The 19,511-nt window shown below is 74.9% G+C and carries 4 protein-coding genes; all 4 read left to right on the top strand.

Annotated elements, in window-relative coordinates; translation table 11 throughout:
* The first annotated feature begins 26 nt into the window (after nt 1–26).
* Entirely contained in the window at nt 27–8,102 is an 8,076-nt protein-coding gene (locus H1A17_RS13115; RefSeq protein ID WP_194821969.1) for a non-ribosomal peptide synthetase, read from the top strand.
* Entirely contained in the window at nt 8,099–15,865 is a 7,767-nt protein-coding gene (locus H1A17_RS13110) for a non-ribosomal peptide synthetase (protein ID WP_194821968.1), read from the top strand. The genes H1A17_RS13115 and H1A17_RS13110 overlap by 4 nt, the downstream gene beginning before the upstream one ends.
* 70 nt (nt 15,866–15,935) lie before the next feature.
* The gene (locus tag H1A17_RS13105; RefSeq protein ID WP_194821967.1) at nt 15,936–17,708 is read left to right on the top strand and encodes a carbamoyltransferase C-terminal domain-containing protein; all 1,773 of its coding nucleotides are present in this window, start codon (nt 15,936–15,938) and stop codon (nt 17,706–17,708) included.
* On the top strand, nt 17,705–19,511 hold a 1,807-nt coding region (locus H1A17_RS13100), incomplete at its 3' end, for a condensation domain-containing protein (protein WP_309236768.1). The genes H1A17_RS13105 and H1A17_RS13100, both read left to right, overlap by 4 nt.

The following is a 19,511-nucleotide window of genomic DNA, read 5'->3' as shown; positions in this document are numbered from 1 at the left end:
TGCACCTTCTGTCAGGAGAGTTTCGTATGGCTGAGGACAATCGGCGCTGGCCGTTGAGCAGCGAGCAGCAGCGGCTGTGGTTCCTCGACCGGCTGACGCCGGCGAGTGCCGCGTACCACGTCCCGGTCTCGTGGCGGTTGCGGGTCGACGTGCCGCTGCCGGCGGTCGTCGCCACCGTCGGCCGCCTGCTGGCCCGGCACGACGCGTTGTTCCTGGCCTTCGACGAGGTCGACGGCGAGCCCGTGCAGCGGCTGGTGTCCACCCGCGAGGTTCCCCTGACGGTCCACGACCTCACCGACCACCCCGCCGCCGAGCGCGACGCGCGGACCGCCGAGGTGGTCCGGGAGGTGTCCCGCGCCCCGTTCGACCTCCGCGTCGGGCCCCTGGTCCGGGCGGCCGTCTTCGCGGTCGACGGCCAGGTGCGGCTGCTCCACCTGACCTTCCACCACATCGCCGTCGACGGTCTCTCCCTGGAGATCATCGAACGCGAACTCGCCGCCGGCCTCGCCGACGCCGCCGGGCCGTGGGATGCCGTCGGGCCGGGCGACGCCGTCGGGGCCGGTGCCAGCGGCGGGCCGGAGGACGCCGCCGGGTCGGCTGTGCCGGCCTACGTCGAGCACTGCCTCCGGCAGCAGCGGTGGTTGGCCGGACCGCAGGCGCAGCGGGAACTCGACAGCCGCGTCGAGCAGTTGCGGGGCGCGCCGGAGCTGCTCGAACTCGGGCGGGACCGCAACCGGCCCCGGGACTTCAGCTACCGCGGTGCGACCCTGCGGTTCACCGTGCCGCCGCAGCTCCGCGACCGGGTGCGGGAGCTGGCCGGACGGCACGGGGTCACGCCGTACGTGGTGCTGCTGGCGGCCTTCACCGTCTTCCTGCACCGGCAGACCGGTCAGACCGACGTGGTAGTCGGTTCGCCGGTCGCCGGTCGGGGGGACAGCCGGTTCCTGGACGTGGTCGGGTTGTTCGCCGGCACGATGGTGTCCCGCACCGACCTGAGCGGCGAACCGTCGTTCGGCACCGTCGTGGCGCGTACCCAGGAGTCGGTGCTGGCCGCCCTGGAACACCTGGACGTGCCGTTCGACCACCTGGTCAACCGGCTGGTGCCGCAGCGGGTGCCGAGCCACGGCCCGCTCGTGCAGGTGCTGTTCGCGTTCCACGAGAACGGGCCGGGTGCGGTCGGCGGGTCGTTCCTGAGCCGCGAGTTCGTGCCGACGGACACCGCGAAGCTGGACCTCACGTTCACCGTCTACGACGTCGCCGGCCGGTACGACGTCGAGATCGAGTACTGCACGGACCTGTTCCTGCCCGCCACGGTCGAGCATTTCTTCTGGCACTGGTCGAGCCTGCTGGGCGGCGCGCTCGACCGGCCCGACCTGGCGATCGGGCAGCTCGTGGCGATGGACGACGCCGAACGCGCGCTGGTGCGGTCCTGGACCACACCGTCGCCGGTGGACCTTCCCGCCGGGGAGTTGGTGCATGAGTTGGTGGGGCGGTGGGTGGTGGGTTCGCCGGGTGCGGTGGCGGTGGTGTGTGGGGAGGTGGTGTTGACGTATGGGGAGTTGGGGGTGTTGTCGGATCGGGTGGCGGGGTTGTTGCGGGGGTTGGGTGTGGGTGGTGGTGGGTTGGTGGGGGTGTGTGTGGGGCGGTCGGTGGATGCGGTGGTGTGGTGTTTGGGGGTGTTGAAGGTGGGTGCGGCGTATGTGCCGTTGGATGTTGATTATCCGGTGGAGCGGTTGTCGTTGATGTTGGTGGATTCGGGTGTGTCGGTGGTGTTGGGTGGTCCGGGTGTGGCGGGGCGGTTGCCGTCGGGTGGGTGGCGGGTGGTGGAGGTGGACGCCGAGGGGTCGGCGGTGGGGGAGCCGGCCCCGGTGGACGGGGCGTCGGCGTCGTCGGTGGTGACGGGGGACAGTGCGGCGTACGTGATCTACACGTCGGGCTCGACCGGCCGGCCCAAGGGCGTCACGGTGACCCACCGCAACGCCGCCCGGTTGTTCGCCTCGGCGGCCCGGGACTTCCGCTTCGGCCCGGACGACGTCTGGTCGATGTTCCACAGCATGTCGTTCGACGTCAGCGTCTGGGAGATCTGGGGCGCGTTGAGCACCGGCGGCCGGCTGGTCGTGGTGCCCTACTGGGTCTCCCGCAGCCCCGACGACCTGTACGCGCTGGTCCGGGACGCGCAGGTGACCGTGTTCAGTCAGACGCCGTCGGCGTTCGTCCAGTTCGAGGCCGTCGACGCGCGCCTGCGCGACCCGCTGCGGCTGCGCTACGTCATCTTCGCCGGTGAGGCGCTGGAACGCGGCTCGGTACGCCGGTGGACGCAACGGCACGGCGCGGACCGCCCCCGGCTGGTCAACATGTACGGGATCACCGAGACCACCGTGCACGACACCTACCGCGAGATCGTGCCGGACGACCTGGACCGGGCGCTCACCCAGATCGGCCGGCCGTTGGCGGACCTGGCGATCCACGTCCTGGACCGGTACCTGCGGCCCTGCCCGGTCGGCGTCACCGGGGAGATGTACGTCGGCGGTCCGGGGGTGGCCCGGGGCTACCTCGGCCAACCCGGCCTGACCGCGGGACGCTTCGTGGCGGACCCGGTCGGCGCCGAGCCGGGCGCCCGCCTCTACCGCAGCGGCGACCTGGCCCGGTGGCGTCCGGACGGGACCCTGGAGTACGCGGGCCGCGCCGACAGCCAGGTCAAGATCCGCGGCTTCCGGGTGGAGCTGACCGAGATCGAGGCGACCGCCCACCAGTTCCCCGGCGTCACCGGCGCGGCGGTCACCATCCGCCCCGACGACGCCGGGGCCCCGCAGCTCATCGCGTACGTGTCGGCAGAGGCCGGGGCGGCGGTGCCGGTCGCCGACCTGCGGCAGTGGCTGGCGGACCGGCTGCCGGACTACATGGTGCCGGCGCGGTTCGTGGAGTTGGCGGCGATCCCGCTGACGCCGAGCGGCAAGACCGACCACCGGCGGCTGCCCGACCCGGACGAGGCCCGCCCCGCCGGCAGCGGTGACTACGTGGCGCCGCAGGGACCGGTCGAGCGGCGGCTCGCCGAGATCTGGGTCGAGGCGCTCGGCCCGGTCCAGGTGGGCCGGCACGACAACTTCTTCCACCTGGGCGGCGACTCGATCCGCAGCATCCGGGTGCTCGGCGCGGCCCGCGCCAGCGGCATCTCGTTCGCGTTGCAGGAGCTGTTCCACCGGCCGACGGTCGCCGAACTCGCCACCGTCTGCACGGTCGTCGACCTGCCCGACGCCCCGGTACGTCGACCGTTCGAGCTGGTCGCCGCCGCCGACCGGGCGCACCTGCCGGACGGTCTCGTCGACGCGTACCCGATGACGGCGTTGCAGGTGGGCATGGTCTACGAGATGACCCGCGACCTGGAGCGACTGCCGTACCACAACGTCGACAGCATGAAGGTACGGGCGCCGTTCGAGGCGGACGCCTTCACCCGGGCGGTCGCCCACGTCGTACGCCGGCACCCGATCCTGCGGACGGCGCTGTCGTTGACCGACCACAGCGAGCCGCTGCAACTCGTGCACGCCGAGGCGGTGCTGCCGGTCGGCGTCGACGACCTGCGTGACCTCGACGAGGCGGCGCAGGACGAGATCGTCCGGTCCCACCTGGAACACCAGCGGGTCAGCCCGTTCGACCACGACCGCCCGCCGCTGCTGCGGATGCACGTGCACCGCCGCTCCGACGAGGTGTTCCAGTGGACGCTGACCGAGCACCACGCCGTGTTCGACGGCTGGAGCCTGCACTCCACCCTCAGCGAGATCATGCGGGTCTACCAGGGCCTGCGCGACGGCGTGGAGCCGACCGACCCGCCGTTGGCCGCGCAGTACCGCGACTTCGTCGAGCTGGAACGCGCCGCGCTGACGTCGGCGGAGACCGAGCAGTTCTGGCGTGACCGGCTGGCCGACCCGCCGGACACCCGGCTGCTGCGCTGGCCCGACGGGCCGGTGCCGGAGCTGCCCGTCGAGGCCCGCTTCACGGGCGAGTGGTGGTACGCCACCGACGCCCGCCAACGGTACGGCTCGGTGGAGACGGTGCTCAGCCCGGAACTGTGCACGGCGCTGCGGGAGCTGGCCACCCGGTGCGGCGCCTCGCTGAAGACCCTCTTCGTGGCCGCCTGCCTGCGGACCGTCGGCTACGCCACCGGTACGACGGACGTCCTGGTCGGGGTGACCGCCAACGGTCGCCCCGAGGAGCGCGGCGGCGACGACGTCCGTGGGCTGTTCCTCAACACGCTGCCGTTCCGGCTGGTGCTGCCGGACGGCCGGTGGACCGACCTGATCGCCGAGGTGTTCGCGGCCGAGCGGGACATGTTGCCGCACCGCCGCTTCCCGATGGCCGAGATGCAACGCCGGCTCGGCATGGACCAGCCGGTCAACGTCAACTTCGTCTACAACCACTTCCACGTGATGGCCGAGATGCTGTCCGACCGGGGCACCGAGATCCTCGACGGCAAGATCGGCAGCTTCTCCACCGTCCGCGCCGAGCCGACGAACTTCCCGCTCAACATCGGGGTCGTCCGGGACCCGGTCTCGGACCGGGTGCTGCTGGCGATGGACTTCCACACCGACGCGGTCCGGGCCGAGCAGGTCCGGCTGCTGCGCGACTGGTTCGTGGCCGCCCTCTGGGACATGGTGACCGCCCCGGACCGCCACTACCTGCGCGAACCGCTGACGGTCGCCGCGCCGTCGACCACCCCGGCCCCGTCGGCCGTGGACCTGACGGCGACGGGCCCGTCGCCGTCGGACCTGGTGGCGTTGGCGGACCCGGCGGCGTCTGACCCGGTCGGGGCGGACCCGGGTGCCGGGGATTTGGTGCACGAGTTGGTGGGGCGGTGGGTGGTGGGTTCGCCGGGTGCGGTGGCGGTGGTGTGTGGGGAGGTGGTGTTGACGTATGGGGAGTTGGGGGTGTTGTCGGATCGGGTGGCGGGGTTGTTGCGGGGGTTGGGTGTGGGTGGTGGTGGGTTGGTGGGGGTGTGTGTGGGGCGGTCGGTGGATGCGGTGGTGTGGTGTTTGGGGGTGTTGAAGGTGGGTGCGGCGTATGTGCCGTTGGATGTTGATTATCCGGTGGAGCGGTTGTCGTTGATGTTGGTGGATTCGGGTGTGTCGGTGGTGTTGGGTGGTCCGGGTGTGGCGGGGCGGTTGCCGTCGGGCCGGTGGCGGGTGGTGGAGATCGGCCCGGACGGTCCGGAGGTGGCCGGCCCGGGAATGGTCGGGGAGGTGGTGGCCGGGGACAGTGCGGCGTACGTGATCTACACGTCGGGCTCGACCGGCCGGCCCAAGGGCGTCACCGTCCCGCACTCTGCGGTCACCCGGCTGCTGCACTGGGGGCGGGACTTCCTGCGCGCCGGCCCCGACGACGTCTGGTCGATGTTCCACAGCATGTCGTTCGACTTCTCCGTCTGGGAGATCTGGGGCGCGTTGAGCACCGGCGGCCGACTGGTCGTGGTGCCCTACTGGGTCTCCCGCAACCCGGAGGACTTCCACCGGCTGGTGACCGGGGCCGGGGTGACCGTGCTCAACCAGACCCCCTCCTCCTTCGCCCAGTTCGAGGAGGTGGACTCCCGGTCGGACCGGCCGCACGCGCTGCGCTGGGTGATCTTCGGCGGCGAGGCGCTGGAACACGCGTCGGTGCGCCGCTGGGCCGCGCGGCACGGCTGGGACCGTCCCCACCTGGTGAACATGTACGGGATCACCGAGACCACCGTGCACGTCACCGCCCGTACCCTCGGGCCGGACGACGTCGGGGACGGTCTGAGCCGGATCGGCCGCGAGGTGGCCGGGCTGACCGCCCACGTCCTCGACCCGATGCTGGTCCCCGTCCCGATCGGCGCGGTCGGCGAACTGTACGTCGGCGGTGCGCGGCTGGCCCGGGGGTACGCCGGCCGGCCGGCGCTGACCGCCGAGCGGTTCGTCGCCGACCCGTACGGCAGCCGGCCCGGCGGTCGGCTGTACCGCACCGGTGACCGGGTGCGGCTGCGCCCCGACGGCGACCTGGAGTACGCCGGCCGGGTCGACAACATGGTCAACATCCGGGGCTTCCGGGTCGAGCCCGGCGAGATCGAGGGCACCCTCGCCCGGCACCCGGCGGTCGGCGCGGCCGTGGTGACCGCCCGCACCGACGGGCCCGGACGGGTCACCCTGGTCGGCTACGTCACGCCGGCCGGCACCGCCACCCTCACCGCCGCCGAGGTACGCGAGTGGCTGCGCCACCAGCTTCCCGAGTACCTGCTGCCGGCCCGGCTCATGGTGCTCGACGCGCTGCCGCTGACACCCACCGGGAAGGTCGACCGGGCGGCGCTGCCGGAACCCGACCTCGACGGCGCGGTCACCGGCCCGGCCGCCCGGACCCCGGCCGAACGCATCCTCTGCGACCTCTTCGCCGAACTGCTCGGCGTGCCCGAGGTCGGCATCGACGGCAGCTTCTTCGGCCTCGGCGGCGACAGCATCATGTCCATCCAGCTGGTCAGCCGGGCCCGCCGCGCCGGCCTGCACCTCAAGCCGAAGGACGTCTACCAGCAGCGCACCGTCCGCGCCCTGGCCGCCGTGGCGACCACCGTGGACGAGCGGACCGTCGAACGCCCGGACGACGCGACCGGCGTGGTGCCGGTGACGCCGATCCTGGCCTGGGCCCGGGAGGAACTGGGCGGCCCACTGGACGCGTTCAGCCAGTCGATGCTGGTCCGGGTGCCCGCCGGGACGACCGTCGACCAGGTGCGGCAGGCGTTGCAGGCGCTGCTCGACCACCACCCCGCGCTGCGGATGCGGGCCCGCGTCGGGGACGGGCCGTGGGAGCTGGACATCCCGCCCGCCGGGGCGGTACGCGCCGAGGACTGCCTGCACACCGTCGACCTGACCGACGCCACCCCGGCCGGACGCGCGACGATCCTCGCTGACCAGGCACAGACCGCCCGGGACCGGCTGCGCCCCGCCGACGGGGTGCTCGTGCAGGCCGTCTGGTTCCCGGCCGGCCCGGAGACCGGCAACCGGCTGCTGCTGGTCGTCCACCACTTCGCCGTCGACGGGGTGTCGTGGCGCATCCTGCTCGCCGACCTCCGGGCCGCCTGCGCCGCGCTCGGCGACGGGAGACCGCCGACGTTGGAGCCGGCGGGCACGTCGCTGCGCGGCTGGGCGCGGCAGGTCGCGGCGCTGACCGACGGGCCGGTCCGCGAGGACGAACTGGCCGGCTGGACGCGGCTGCTGGACCGGCCGGCGACGCCGCTCGGCGACCGACCCCTCGACCCCCGGGTCGACGTCTTCGGCCGGCTGCGCAGCCTGTCCCGGAGCGCCTCGACGGACTGCACCTCCGCCGTGCTCACCACCGCCCCGGCCGCGTACCGCACCGGGGTGGACGAGATCCTGCTGACCGCGCTGGCCCTGGCGCTGCCGCCGTGGCTGGCCCGGCGGGGCCGGGGCGGCACCGACGGGGTGCTGGTCAACCTGGAGGGGCACGGCCGGGACGGCCTGGTGGCGGACGCCGACCTGTCCCGCACCGTCGGCTGGTTCACCCGCATCCACCCCGTCCGGCTCGACCCGGGCCCGGTCGACGGGGCGCAGATCCGTTCCGGTGACCCCGCGGTCAGCGCCACGGTGAAACGGATCAAGGAGCAGCTCCGCGCCCTGCCACCCGCCGGCGGGTACGGCGTACTGCGCTACCTCGACCCCCGCACCCGCCCGGTGCTGGCCCGGATGCCGGCCCCCCAGGTGGCCTTCAACTACCTGGGCCGGTTCCCCGCCGCCGCACCGGACGACTGGGGGCCGGCCGAGGAGGGCGCGGTGCTGCGGGGCGGGGCCGACCCCCGGCACCCCGTACCGCACGTGCTGGAGGTCGCCGCCGTCACCGTCGACGGCCCGGCCGGCCCGCACCTGCGGACCACCTGGTCGTGGCCGGCGGAGCTGCTGACCGAAACCGACGTGGCCGACCTCGCGGACGACTGGCACACCGCCCTGGAAGCCGTGGTGGCCGGCGCGACGGCCCCCGCCGCCGGCGGTCCCACGCCGTCGGACCTGACGCTGGTCACGCTGACCCAGGACGAGATCGACGACCTTGAGCAGGAACTGGCGGCGGAACAGGGAGCGGTGTCATGACCACGTCGAGCATCGAGGACATTCTGCCGCTGGCCCCCCTACAGGCCGGCATGATGTTCCACTCCTGGCACCAGAGCAGCGGGCCGGAGGTGCAGACCGCGCAACTGATCCTGGACCTGCACGGTCCACTGGACGCCGCCGCGCTACGGGCGGCGGCGGAGGCGCTGCTGCGCCGCTACCCCAACCTGCGGGCGAGCTTCCGGGAACGCCGCTCCGGCCCACCCGTCCAGGTGATCGCCCGCCGGCCGGAACTGTCCTGGACGGAGGTGACCGTCGCGCCGGGGGAGGACCCGGACGCCGCCCTCGCCCGGCACACCGAGGCCGACCAGGGACGACGGTTCGACCTGCGACGGGCCCCGCTGATCGGGTTCCGGCTGATCCGCGTCGACGGCCACCGGCACCGGCTGGTCGTCACCTACCACCACATCCTGCTCGACGGCTGGTCCACCGCCCTGCTGATCCGTGACCTGTGCGCCCTCTACGCGCAGGGCGACGTGCTGCCACCGGCCCCGTCGTACCGGGACTTCCTGGGCTGGCTGGCCGGGCGGGACCGGCCGGGCGCGGAGGCGGCCTGGCGGTCGGCGCTGGCGGACCTGGCCGGGCCCACCCTCGTCGCCCCGGCCGACCCGACCCGCGTCCCGGTCTGGCCCGGCGACCTGCCGGCCGAACTCGACCCGGCGGCCACGGCGGACCTGGTGGCGTTCGCCCGGCGGCACGACCTCACCGTCAACACCCTCGTGCAGGGCGCGTGGGCGCTGCTGATCGGCCAGCTCACCGGACGCGACGACGTGACGTTCGGCGCGGCGGTCTCCGGCCGGCCACCCGAGCTGCCCGGGTCCGAGAACATGGTCGGGCTGCTGATGAACGTGGTGCCGGTACGGGTCCGGCTGCGCCGCGACGAACCCCTGTCGGCGCTGCTGACCCGCCTCCAGCACGAGCAGGCGCAGCTCATCGAGCACCACCACCTGGGCCTGGCCGACATCCAGAAGGTGGCCGGGACCGGCGAGCTGTTCGACACCTGCGTCGCGTTCGAGAACTTCCCCGAGTCCGGTGAGCTGCGCTGCGGGCCGCTGCGGGTGGAGGCGGGCGCCGCCGACGCCGCCCACTACCCGCTGAGCCTCAACGCGGCGGCCGGCACCCGGCTGCGGATGCGGCTGTCGTACCGGCCCGACCTGTTCCCGGTGGGGTTCGCCCGGGGGCTGCTGCGCCGGTTCACCCGGCTGCTGACCGAACTGCCCACCCTGCTCGGGACGCGTACCGGCCGGCTCGACCTGCTCGACGTACCCGAGCGGCTCCGGCTGTCGACGCAGGGCCGCAACCCCGACCCGGTGCCGGTGGCGACCCTGCCGGCCCTGGTCGAGGCGTGGGCGGCCCGGACGCCCGACGCGGTCGCCGTCCGCTGCGGGGCGGACCGGCTGACGTACGGCGGGCTGAACGCGCGGGCGAACCGGCTCGCCCGCGCGCTGATCGCCCGGGGGATCGGCCCGGAGCAGCTCGTCGCGCTGGTCCTGCCGCGCGGGATGGACCTGGTGACCGCGATCCTCGCGGTGACCAAGGCGGGCGCCGGATACCTGCCGGTCGACCCGGAGTACCCGGGCCCGCGCGTCGCGCAGATGCTGGCCGACGCCGAGCCGGCCGGCGTGGTGTTCGCCGGGGCGGACGCCGCGCCGACGGCCCGCGCCGCCGCCGAGGCCGCCGACCTGCCCCGGATCGACCTCGACGACCCGGCGCTGCTCGCCGAGCTGTCCGGCCACCCGGACCACGACCCCACCGACCGGGACCGCCGCACCCCGCTGCTGCCGACCCACCCCGCGTACGTGATCTTCACCTCCGGGTCCACCGGGCGGCCGAAGGGCGTCGTCGTCACCCACCAGGGCGTCAGCAGCCTCGCCGCCACCCAGGCCGACCGGCTCGGCGTGGACGGTCGGGCCCGCGTCCTCCAGTTCGCCTCACCCAGCTTCGACGCCTCGTTCTGGGAACTGTGCATGGCGTTGACCTCGGGCGCGGCCCTGGTCGTGCCGACCGAACGGCTGCTCGTCGGCGACCTGCTCGCCGACTTCGTCCGGGCCCACGGGATCACCCACGCGACGCTGCCACCGGCGGTGCTCACCCCGCTGGCCGCCCAACCGCTGCCCACCCTGCGCTCCCTGGTGCTCGCCGGCGAGGCGTGCCCCGCCGAACTGGTCACCCGCTGGGCGGAGGGCCGCCGCATGGTCAACGCGTACGGCCCGACGGAGACGACGGTCTGCGCCACCATGAGCGCCGACCTGCGGGCCGACCGGGCCGGGTCCGGGGCCGCCGTGCCCATCGGCCGCCCGGTCCGCAACTGCCAGGTGTACGTCCTCGACGACGCCCTGCGGCTGGTCCCCGCCGGGGTGGCCGGTGAGCTGTACGTCTCCGGCCGGGCCCTGGCCCGGGGCTACCTGCGCCGGCCGGGGCTGACCGCGACCCGGTTCCTGGCCGACCCGTACGCGGGGCCGGGGGAGCGGATGTACCGCACCGGTGACCTGGTGCGTTGGCGTCCCGACGGCGAGCTGGAGTTCGTCGGCCGGGTGGACGACCAGGTGAAGGTGCGCGGCCACCGGATCGAACCGGGCGAGGTGGAGGCGGTGCTGACCCGGCACGACACGGTCGCCCAGGCGGCGGTGGTCGTCCGGGAGGTGGGCGCGGGTGGGCGGCAGCTCGTCGGCTACCTGGTGGGCCCGCCGGACGGCCCCGCCCCCGACCCGGCAACGGTCCGCGCCTTCGTCGCCGGCCACCTGCCCGAGTACATGGTGCCGAACGTCCTGGTGCCGCTGGCCGCCCTGCCGCTGAACCGCAACGGCAAGGTCGACCGGGCGGCCCTGCCCGCACCCGACCAGGAGCCGACGACCGTCGCCGACCAGCCGGGCACGGCAACCGAGAAGCTGCTGTGCGACCTGTTCGCCGAGGTGCTGGGGGTGCCCACGGTCGGCGTCACGGACAGCTTCTTCGGCCTCGGCGGCGACAGCATCTCGTCGATCCAGCTGGTCAGCCGGGCGCAGAGCGAGGGGCTGGCCATCCGGCCCCGGGACGTCGTCGCACACCCGACCGTCGCCCGGCTCGCCGCCGTCGCCGACCAGGCCGCCGACCGCAGCCGGGACGCCGCCGTCAGCCGTGTCGACGACGGGGTGGGCGAGTTCGAGCCGACGCCGATCATGGAGTGGCTGCGGGCGGCCGGTGGACCGGTCGACGGCTACTACCAGTCCATGGTGGTCCGGGTCCCCGCCGACCTCACCGAACCGGATCTCCGCGCCGCCCTCCAGGCGGTGCTCGACCGGCACGACACGCTGCGGATGCGGCTGGACCGGCCGTCCTGCCCCGACGGCCCGTGGCGGCTGGACGTGGCGACGCCGGGCAGCGTACCGGCCGCGTCGGTGCTGACCCGGGTACCCGTCGACCCGGACACGCCGGAGCCGGACCGTCGCCGGATCGTCGCCGACCACGCGGCGGCGGCCCAGGCCCGGCTCGCGCCGGGCGCGCGGATGATGCTCCAGGCCGTCTGGTTCGACGCCGGGCCCCGGCACCGGGGCCGGCTGCTGCTCGCCGCCCACCACCTCGCCGTCGACGCGACCTCCTGGCGGGTCCTGCTGCCCGACCTGGCCGCCGCCTGGGCGGCCGTGTCCGCCGGCGGGCGGCCCGAACTGGCCCCGGTCACCACCTCGTACCGGCGCTGGTCGGCGCTGCTCGCCGAGGAGGCGACCCGACCGGCCCGCAGCGCCGAGCTGGACCTGTGGCGCGGGATGCTGGCGGCACCCCCGCCGCCGGTCGGCACCCGCGCCCTGGACCCGGCCCGGGACACCGCCCGGACCGCCCGCTCGCTGGCGCAGACCGTCCCGCCGGAGCTGTCGGCGGCGCTGCTGCGCCGGGTGCCGGACGCGCTGCACGCCGGGGTGGACGAGGTGCTGCTGGCCGCGCTGACCGTCGCGGTCGCGTCGGGCCGGCCGGGCGGGCTGCTGGTCGACGTCGAGAGCCACGGCCGGGAGCCGCTGGCCGACCACGTCGACGTCGCCCGTACCGTCGGCTGGTTCACCAGCCTGTACCCGGTGCGGCTGGACCCGGGGGCGGTGGACTGGGCGCAGGTGTGGGCCGCCGGGCCCGCCGTCGGCACCGTCGTGCGGCGGGTCAAGGAGCAGCTCCGCGCGGTGCCCGACCACGGCATCGGGTACGGGCTGCTGCGCTACCTGAACCTCGCCACCGGCCCCGAACTCGCCGGCCTGGGCCGCCCGCAGCTCGGCTTCAACTACCTGGGCCGGCTCGGCGGCGGCACGTCCGAGGCGGACTGGACCCCCGTACCGCAGGACGCCCTCGGCGGTGACGTCGACGCGGACATGCCGCTGCCGCACGCGGTGTCGCTGAACGCCGTCACCGTGGACCTCGCCGACGGTCCGCAGCTGCGCGCCACCTGGACCTGGGCCGGTGACGCCGTGCCCGAGGCCCGGGTCCGCGAGCTGGCCGAGCGGTGGCTGCGGGCGCTGCGGGTGCTGGCGGACAGCACCGCGACCCCGGCGGTGGGCCGGATTCCCTCCGACTTCCCGCTGGTCACCATCGGGCAGGGGGAGCTGGACACGATCGGGGCCGAGCACCCCCGGCTGACCGACCTGCTGCCGCTGGCCCCGTTGCAGGAGGGCATCCTCTACCACGCCACGTACGCCGGGACCGGCGCGGACGTCTACACCGCCCAGCTGACCCTGGAGCTGACCGGCCGGCTGGACCCGGCGGCCCTGCGTCGGGCCGCCCGGGACCTGCTGACCCGGCACCCGCACCTGGGCGCGGCGTTCCGGCAGCGGCTCACCGGCCCCCCGGTGCAGGTGATCGGCGACGGCGTCGAGCTGCCCTGGCAGGAGGTCGACCTGTCGGCGCTGCCCGCCCCGCAGGCGCAGGCCGAGGCCGCCCGCATCGCCGACACCGAACGGCGTCGACGGTTCGACCCGGCCCGGCCGCCGCTGCTGCGGTTCAGCCTGGTCCGCCTGGGTGCCGAGCGGTACCGCCTCGACTTCACCCATCACCACATCCTGCTCGACGGCTGGTCGCTGTCGTTGGTCGTCCGCGACCTGATCGCGCTCTACGAGCACCATCGGGGGGCCGCCGCCCCGCCGCCCCCGGTGCCGTTCCGCACCTATCTGGACTGGGTGGCCCGGCAGGACCGGCCGGCAGCCGAGGCGGCGTGGCGGACGGCGCTGGCCGGGCTGGCCGAACCGACCCTGCTGGCCGGGCCGGGCGCCGCCCACCCGACGGCGCTGCCCCGTGACCTCGACGTCGAGTTGGACGAGGGGCTGACGGCGGCGCTGACCGCCCTGGCCCGGGAGCGGGGCGTCACGGTGAACACCGTGCTCCAGGCCGCCTGGGGGGTGCTGCTCGGTTACCTGACCGGGCGCGACGACGTCGTGTTCGGGATGCCGGTGGCGGGCCGCCCGCCGGAGCTGCCCGGTGTCGCGACGATGGTCGGGCTGTTCCTCAACACGCTGCCGGTGCGGGTGCGGACCACCCCGGGGGAGGCGTTCGGCGACCTGCTGACCCGGCTGCACGGCGAGCAGTCCGCGCTGGTGCCGCACCAGTACCTGGGGCTGGGCGCGGTGCAGCGGCTCGCCGGCACCCCCGGCACCCTCTTCGACACCCTGTACGTCTTCGAGAACTACCCGGTCGCGCTGGACGGCGCCCCGGCCCTGGGCGAGGCCCGGATCACCGACGTGCAGGGCCGCGACGCCACCCACTACCCGCTCGCCGTGGTGGTGCTCCCCGGGGTCCGGATGCGGGTCCGCCTCAGCCACCAGCCGGACCTGGTCTCCCCGGCGACCGCCGACGCGGTGCTGGAACGGTTGCGGGCGCTGCTGGGGGCGGTCGTCGCCGACCCGGGCATCCCGGTGGCCCGGCTGTCCCCGCTCACCGGGGCGGACCGGCGGCTGCTCGCCGAGGCCAACGACACGACCGTCGCGCCGGCCCGGACCGACGCGGGCACCCTGGTCGGCCGGTTCGAGGCGCAGGTGCGACGCACCCCGGAGGCGGTCGCCGTGCACGACGGCGACGAGGAGCTGAGCTACGCCGACCTGGACGCCGCCGCCAACCGGCTGGCCCACCTGCTGATCGGGCGCGGCGTCGGCCCGGAGCGGGTGGTGGCCGTCGCGCTGCCCCGCTCCACGGCCAGCCTGGTGGCGATCCTCGCCACGGTCAAGGCGGGTGCCGCGTACCTGCCGGTGGACCCGGAGTACCCGGCCGCGCGGCGGGCCCTGATGGTCAGCGACAGCGGGGCCGACTGCGTGCTGACGACCGGGGACACTCTCGGACGGCTGGTCGCCGCAGGCTGCCCCGCCGACCGCTGCCTCGACGTCGACGCCCCGGCCGTGGGGGAACTGCTCGCCCGGCAACCGGCGACCGCCCCCACCGACCGGGACCGGTCCACGCCGCTGCGCGTCGCCCACCCCGCCTACGTCATCTACACCTCCGGCTCGACCGGCCGGCCCAAGGGCGTCGTCGTGCCGCACGCCGGCATCGTCAACCGGCTGGACTGGATGCAGGACCGGTACCGGCTGACCGCCGCCGACCGGGTCCTGCACAAGACGAGCCTCAGTTTCGACGTGTCGGTGTGGGAGATGTTCTGGCCGCTGTCCACCGGCGCGGCGGTCGTCGTCGCCGACGCGGACGACCAGCGGGACCCGACCCGGCTGGCCCGGCTGATCGACCGGCAGCGGGTCACCACCGCCCACTTCGTACCGTCGGTGCTCGCCGCCTTCCTGGCCGAGCCGGTCGCCGCGCACTGCGCCGGCCTGCGCCGGGTGATCTGCAGCGGCGAGGCGCTGGACCCGGAACTGGCCCACCGGTTCCACACCACCTGCGGCGCGGAGCTGCACAACCTGTACGGGCCCACCGAGGCGTCCGTGGACGTCACCCACTGGCCGGTGCCGGCGGGCAGCCGGCCGGCGTACGTGCCGATCGGGCGGCCCATCTGGAACACCCGGGTGCACGTGCTGGACGGCTTCCTGCGACCGGTGCCCCCGGGGGTGGTGGGCGACCTCTACCTGACCGGCGTCGGCCTGGCCCGGGGCTACCTGGACCGCCCCGGGCTGACCGCCGAGCGGTTCCTGGCCGACCCGTTCGGCGGGCCCGGGGAGCGGATGTACCGCACCGGGGACCGGGCGGCCTGGGACCCGGCCGGCCAGGTGGTCTTCCACGGGCGCGACGACCAGCAGGTCAAGGTGCGGGGCTTCCGCGTCGAACTGGGCGAGATCGACGCGGCGTTGGCCCGCTGCGCCGGGGTGCTGGCGGCGGCGACGGCGGTCCGCGAGGACGTGCCGGGCATCCGCCGGATCGTCGGGTACGTGGTGCCGACGCCGACCGACCCGTTCGATCCGGTCCGGTTGCGCGACGAGCTGGCCGCGAGCCTGCCGGCGCACCAGGTGCCGGCGGCGTTCGTCGCGCTCGACGCGCTGCCGCTCGGGCCGACCGGCAAGCTCGACCGGGCGGCCCTGCCCGCGCCACCGGTGCCCACGGCCGACCCGGTGGCCGCCGCGCCGGTCGACGGGCTGCCGGCCCGGCTGTGCGAGCTGTTCAGCGAGGTGCTGGGGGTGCCGGCGGGGGTCGACGACGACTTCTTCGACCTGGGCGGGGACTCGTTGACCGCGATGCGGCTGGTGCACGGCGTCGAGGCGGCGCTCGGCGTCGAGCTGGAGGTCGTGGAGCTGATGTCGCACCCCACCCCCGCCCGGCTGGCCGCGCGTCTGCCCGAACCGGTGCCGGCCGCCGACTGACCCGGCCGCCCTCCTACCGACCAGCGGCCGTCCGTCGGCCGACCACCCCTGCGAACGAAGGTTGACGACAATGCTGACGCTGGGATTCAGCGGCCTCGACCGCGGCACGGCGCTCAAGCGCGCGATACTCGGCGACGGGTGGCGGCGGGAACAACGGATCGTCCAGGGCCTCGACTCGGCGGCGGCGCTGGTCGACGAGACCGGGGTGATCGCCGCCGCCGCCCAGGAACGCTACGACGGCGACAAGGGCACCGGCCGTTTCCCCCGGGACGCGATCGACGCCTGCCTGCGGGCGGCCGGGGCGACGATGCGCGACGTCGCGGTCGTCGCCCACGGCTTCCGCTACGAACCGTCCCCGGTCTGGCAGCTCGACCACCTCTCCACCCGCTGGTACGAGGAGGTGTACGCGCAGCGCGTCCAGCGGGAGGTCTTCGCCGCCCACTACCCGCCGGCCGTCGCCGAACCCCGGTTCGTGCACGTCGGGCACCACGTGGCCCACGCCGCGAGCAGCTACTACCTCAGCGGGTTCGACGAGGCGCTGGTGGTGGTGGCCGACGGCATGGGCGAGCAGGAGTCGCTGACGGTGTTCGCGGGGCGGGGCGCGGTGCTCGACCCGCGCGGCAGCTACCCGATCATGAGTTCGCTGGGCATCCTCTACAGCGTCTTCACCCACTATCTCGGCTTCCAGCCCGGGATGGACGAGTACAAGGTGATGGGCCTGGCCCCGTACGGCGACCGGCAGCGCTACCGGGCCACCCTCGACGAGTTCGTCCGGCTCGACGCCGACGGCGGGTACGCCGTACCGCTGCTGTCGGCCAACAAGTCCCCGCTGGAACGCGAGACGCACCAGGGGGTGCTGCGCCGGCTGGAGGAGAAGCTCGGCCCGGCCCGCGAGCCCGACACGGAACTGGGGCAGCACCACATGGACGTGGCCGCCGCCCTCCAGGACGCGCTGGAACGCACCCTGCTGCACGTGCTGACCGAGTACCGCCGCCGCACCGGGCTGCGCCGGCTCTGCCTGGCCGGCGGGGTCGCGCTGAACTGCTCGGCGAACGGGGTGATCCTGCGCAGCGGCCTCTTCGACGAGGTGTTCGTCCAGCCGGCCTCCGGGGACGACGGCACCGCGCTGGGGGCGGCCCTGGCCGCGCTGCGCGAGGCGCGGCCGGCGACGCCGACCGGGATGCGGATGCCGTACTGGGGGGACGGGTGCACCGCCGACGACGTCGCGGCGGCGCTGCGGGACCTCGGCCCGGGTTTCGAGGTCCGCCGGTACGCCGAGGCGGACCTGGTCCGCGAGACCGTCGCGCTGATCGAGGGCGGGGCCACCGTGGCGGTGTGCCAGGGCCGGATGGAGTTCGGCCCGCGTGCCCTGGGCAACCGCAGCATCCTCGCCGACGCGCGCTCACCCACCATGCGCGAACACCTCAACACGGTGGTCAAGCAGCGTGAGGAGTTCCGCCCGTTCGCCCCGGCGGTGCCGGTGGAGGACGCCGCCCGCTACTTCGACATCCCGCCGGGCACGGAGGCGGCGTTCCGGCACATGCTGATGGTCACCGGCGTCCGGGAGCCCTACCGGGACCGGTTGCCCGCCGTCACGCACGTTGACGGGTCGGCCCGGGTGCAGGTGGTACGGCGCGAGGACGCGCCGCTGTTCTGGGGGCTGCTGCGCGAGATGGGCCGGCGGACCGGGCTGCCGGTGCTGGTCAACACGTCGTTCAACCTGCGGGGTCAGCCCATCGTCCGGACCCCGGCCGAGGCGGTCGCCACCTTCGCCCGGTCCACCCTGGACGCCCTCGTCCTCGACGACCACCTGGTCCGCCGCACCGCCGGGGGGCCCGCGTGAGCGTCGACCACGAGCCGGCGGCGGTCGACACGCCGCCGTACGAGGAGATCGTCCGGGCCGCCTTCGGCCAGGTGCTCCGGCGGGCGGAGATCGCCCCGGACGCCGACTTCTTCGACCTCGGCGGGCAGTCCCTCCAGGCCGTGGAGGTGGCGCTCGAACTGCGGCGGCGGATCGGCGTACCGGTCGAGATGGACCTGCTGTTCCGCTACCGACGGCCGGTCGACCTGGTGGCGCACCTCGCCCGGCTCGCGCCGCCGGCCCGCCGGGTGCCGATGTCGCCGACCGAGGAACGGCTGCTGTTCCTGGACCGGCTGCACCCGGGCTCGCCGCTGTACTGCGTCCCGGTGCGGTACGAGTTCGCCGGTGCGGTCGACGCCGAGGCGCTGCGTGCCGCGCTCCAGGAACTGGTGGACCGGCACGGGGCGCTGCGGACCTGCTTCCCGGCGGACGGGCGGAAACTGGTCCGGTCGGCCGCCACGCTGCCGTGGACGGCCGTCGACCTGTCCGGGGAGGAACCGGAACGGGCCGCCGTCGAGTCCCGGCGACACCTCGACGCGGAGGCCCGCCGCCCGGTCCCCACCGACGTGCCGCCGCTGGCCCGCGCCTGCCTGGTCACCGAGCCCGGCGACCGTACGGTGCTGCTGCTCACCCTGCACCACCTGATCGCCGACCAGCACTCGCTGGACCTGCTCGACAGCCAGCTCCAGCAGGCGTACGGCGCCCGGGTCGGCCTGGCCCGGGAGTTGCCCCCGGTGCGCCGCCGGGGCCTGGCCGGCCAGCCCGACGCGGCGGAGTCACTGGCCCACTGGCGGGAACAGCTCGCCGGCCTGGACGGTCGGCTGGCGCTGCCGGCCGACCGGCCCCGACCCGAGGTGGTGGGCCCGGCGGGCGCGGTGGTGACCGCGCCGCTCGACCCGGCGCTCGTCACCCGGCTGACCGACCTGGCGCGGGACTGCGCGGCGTCGGAGTTCATGGTGCTGCTCGCCGCCTACACGGCCTTCCTCAGCCGGGTCGCCGCGCCCGGGGGCACGACCCACGCGTCCGACGTGGTGGTCGGCGCACCGTTCGGCGGGCGGACGGTGGACGACGAGGACACCGTCGGCATGTTCGTCAACGTCCTGCCGATCCGGGCCCGGATCGACGCCGACACCACCTTCCGGGAACTCGTCGGCCAGGTCCGTGGGCAGGTCAGTGCCGCGCTGGCGTACCAGTGGACGCCGTTGCAGGAGCTGGTGGCGGAGCTGGCCGACGCCGCCGGGCCGGACGGGCACCCGCTGACCCAGGTCGGCATCTCGCACGTCGACGACCGGGACTGGCACTGGGCGCCGGCCGGCGCACCGGCCGTGCGGGAGGTGCTGTCCACCGGCACCGCGAAGTTCGAGCTGCTGTGGACGGTCACCACCGGGACGACGTCGGCGACGTCCGCCCTGGAGGTCGCCGCCGACCTGTTCACCCCGGACCGGGCCCGGCAACTGCACGCCACCCTGCTGGCGGACCTCGCCCGGCTCAGCGCGACCCCGGACGCGACGGTGGTGGACGCGGTGGCGTCGGGACCGTCGACGGCCCCGGAGGTCGCCCACGGGTACGTCCGCCAGCCCGTCGAACGGCCGGTGCACGAGGTGGTGGCGCTGCGGGCGCGGGCCCACCCGGAGGCGGTCGCGGTCCGGCACGGCGACCGGAGCCTCAGCTACGGCGCGCTGGACACCGCCGCCGCGATCGACCTGACCACCCCCGTGTCCGTGCTCTCCTCGACCATCGAGTCGCCCCGGTTCGCCGACATCCGGCGCGGCCTGGCCATCGGCA

The organism is Micromonospora sp. S-DT3-3-22, from assembly GCF_015354745.1.
GTDB lineage: Bacteria > Actinomycetota > Actinomycetes > Mycobacteriales > Micromonosporaceae > Micromonospora > Micromonospora wenchangensis.
The sequence above is the reverse complement of the archived record's forward strand: the minus strand, read 5'-3'. Positions and strand labels throughout refer to the sequence as shown.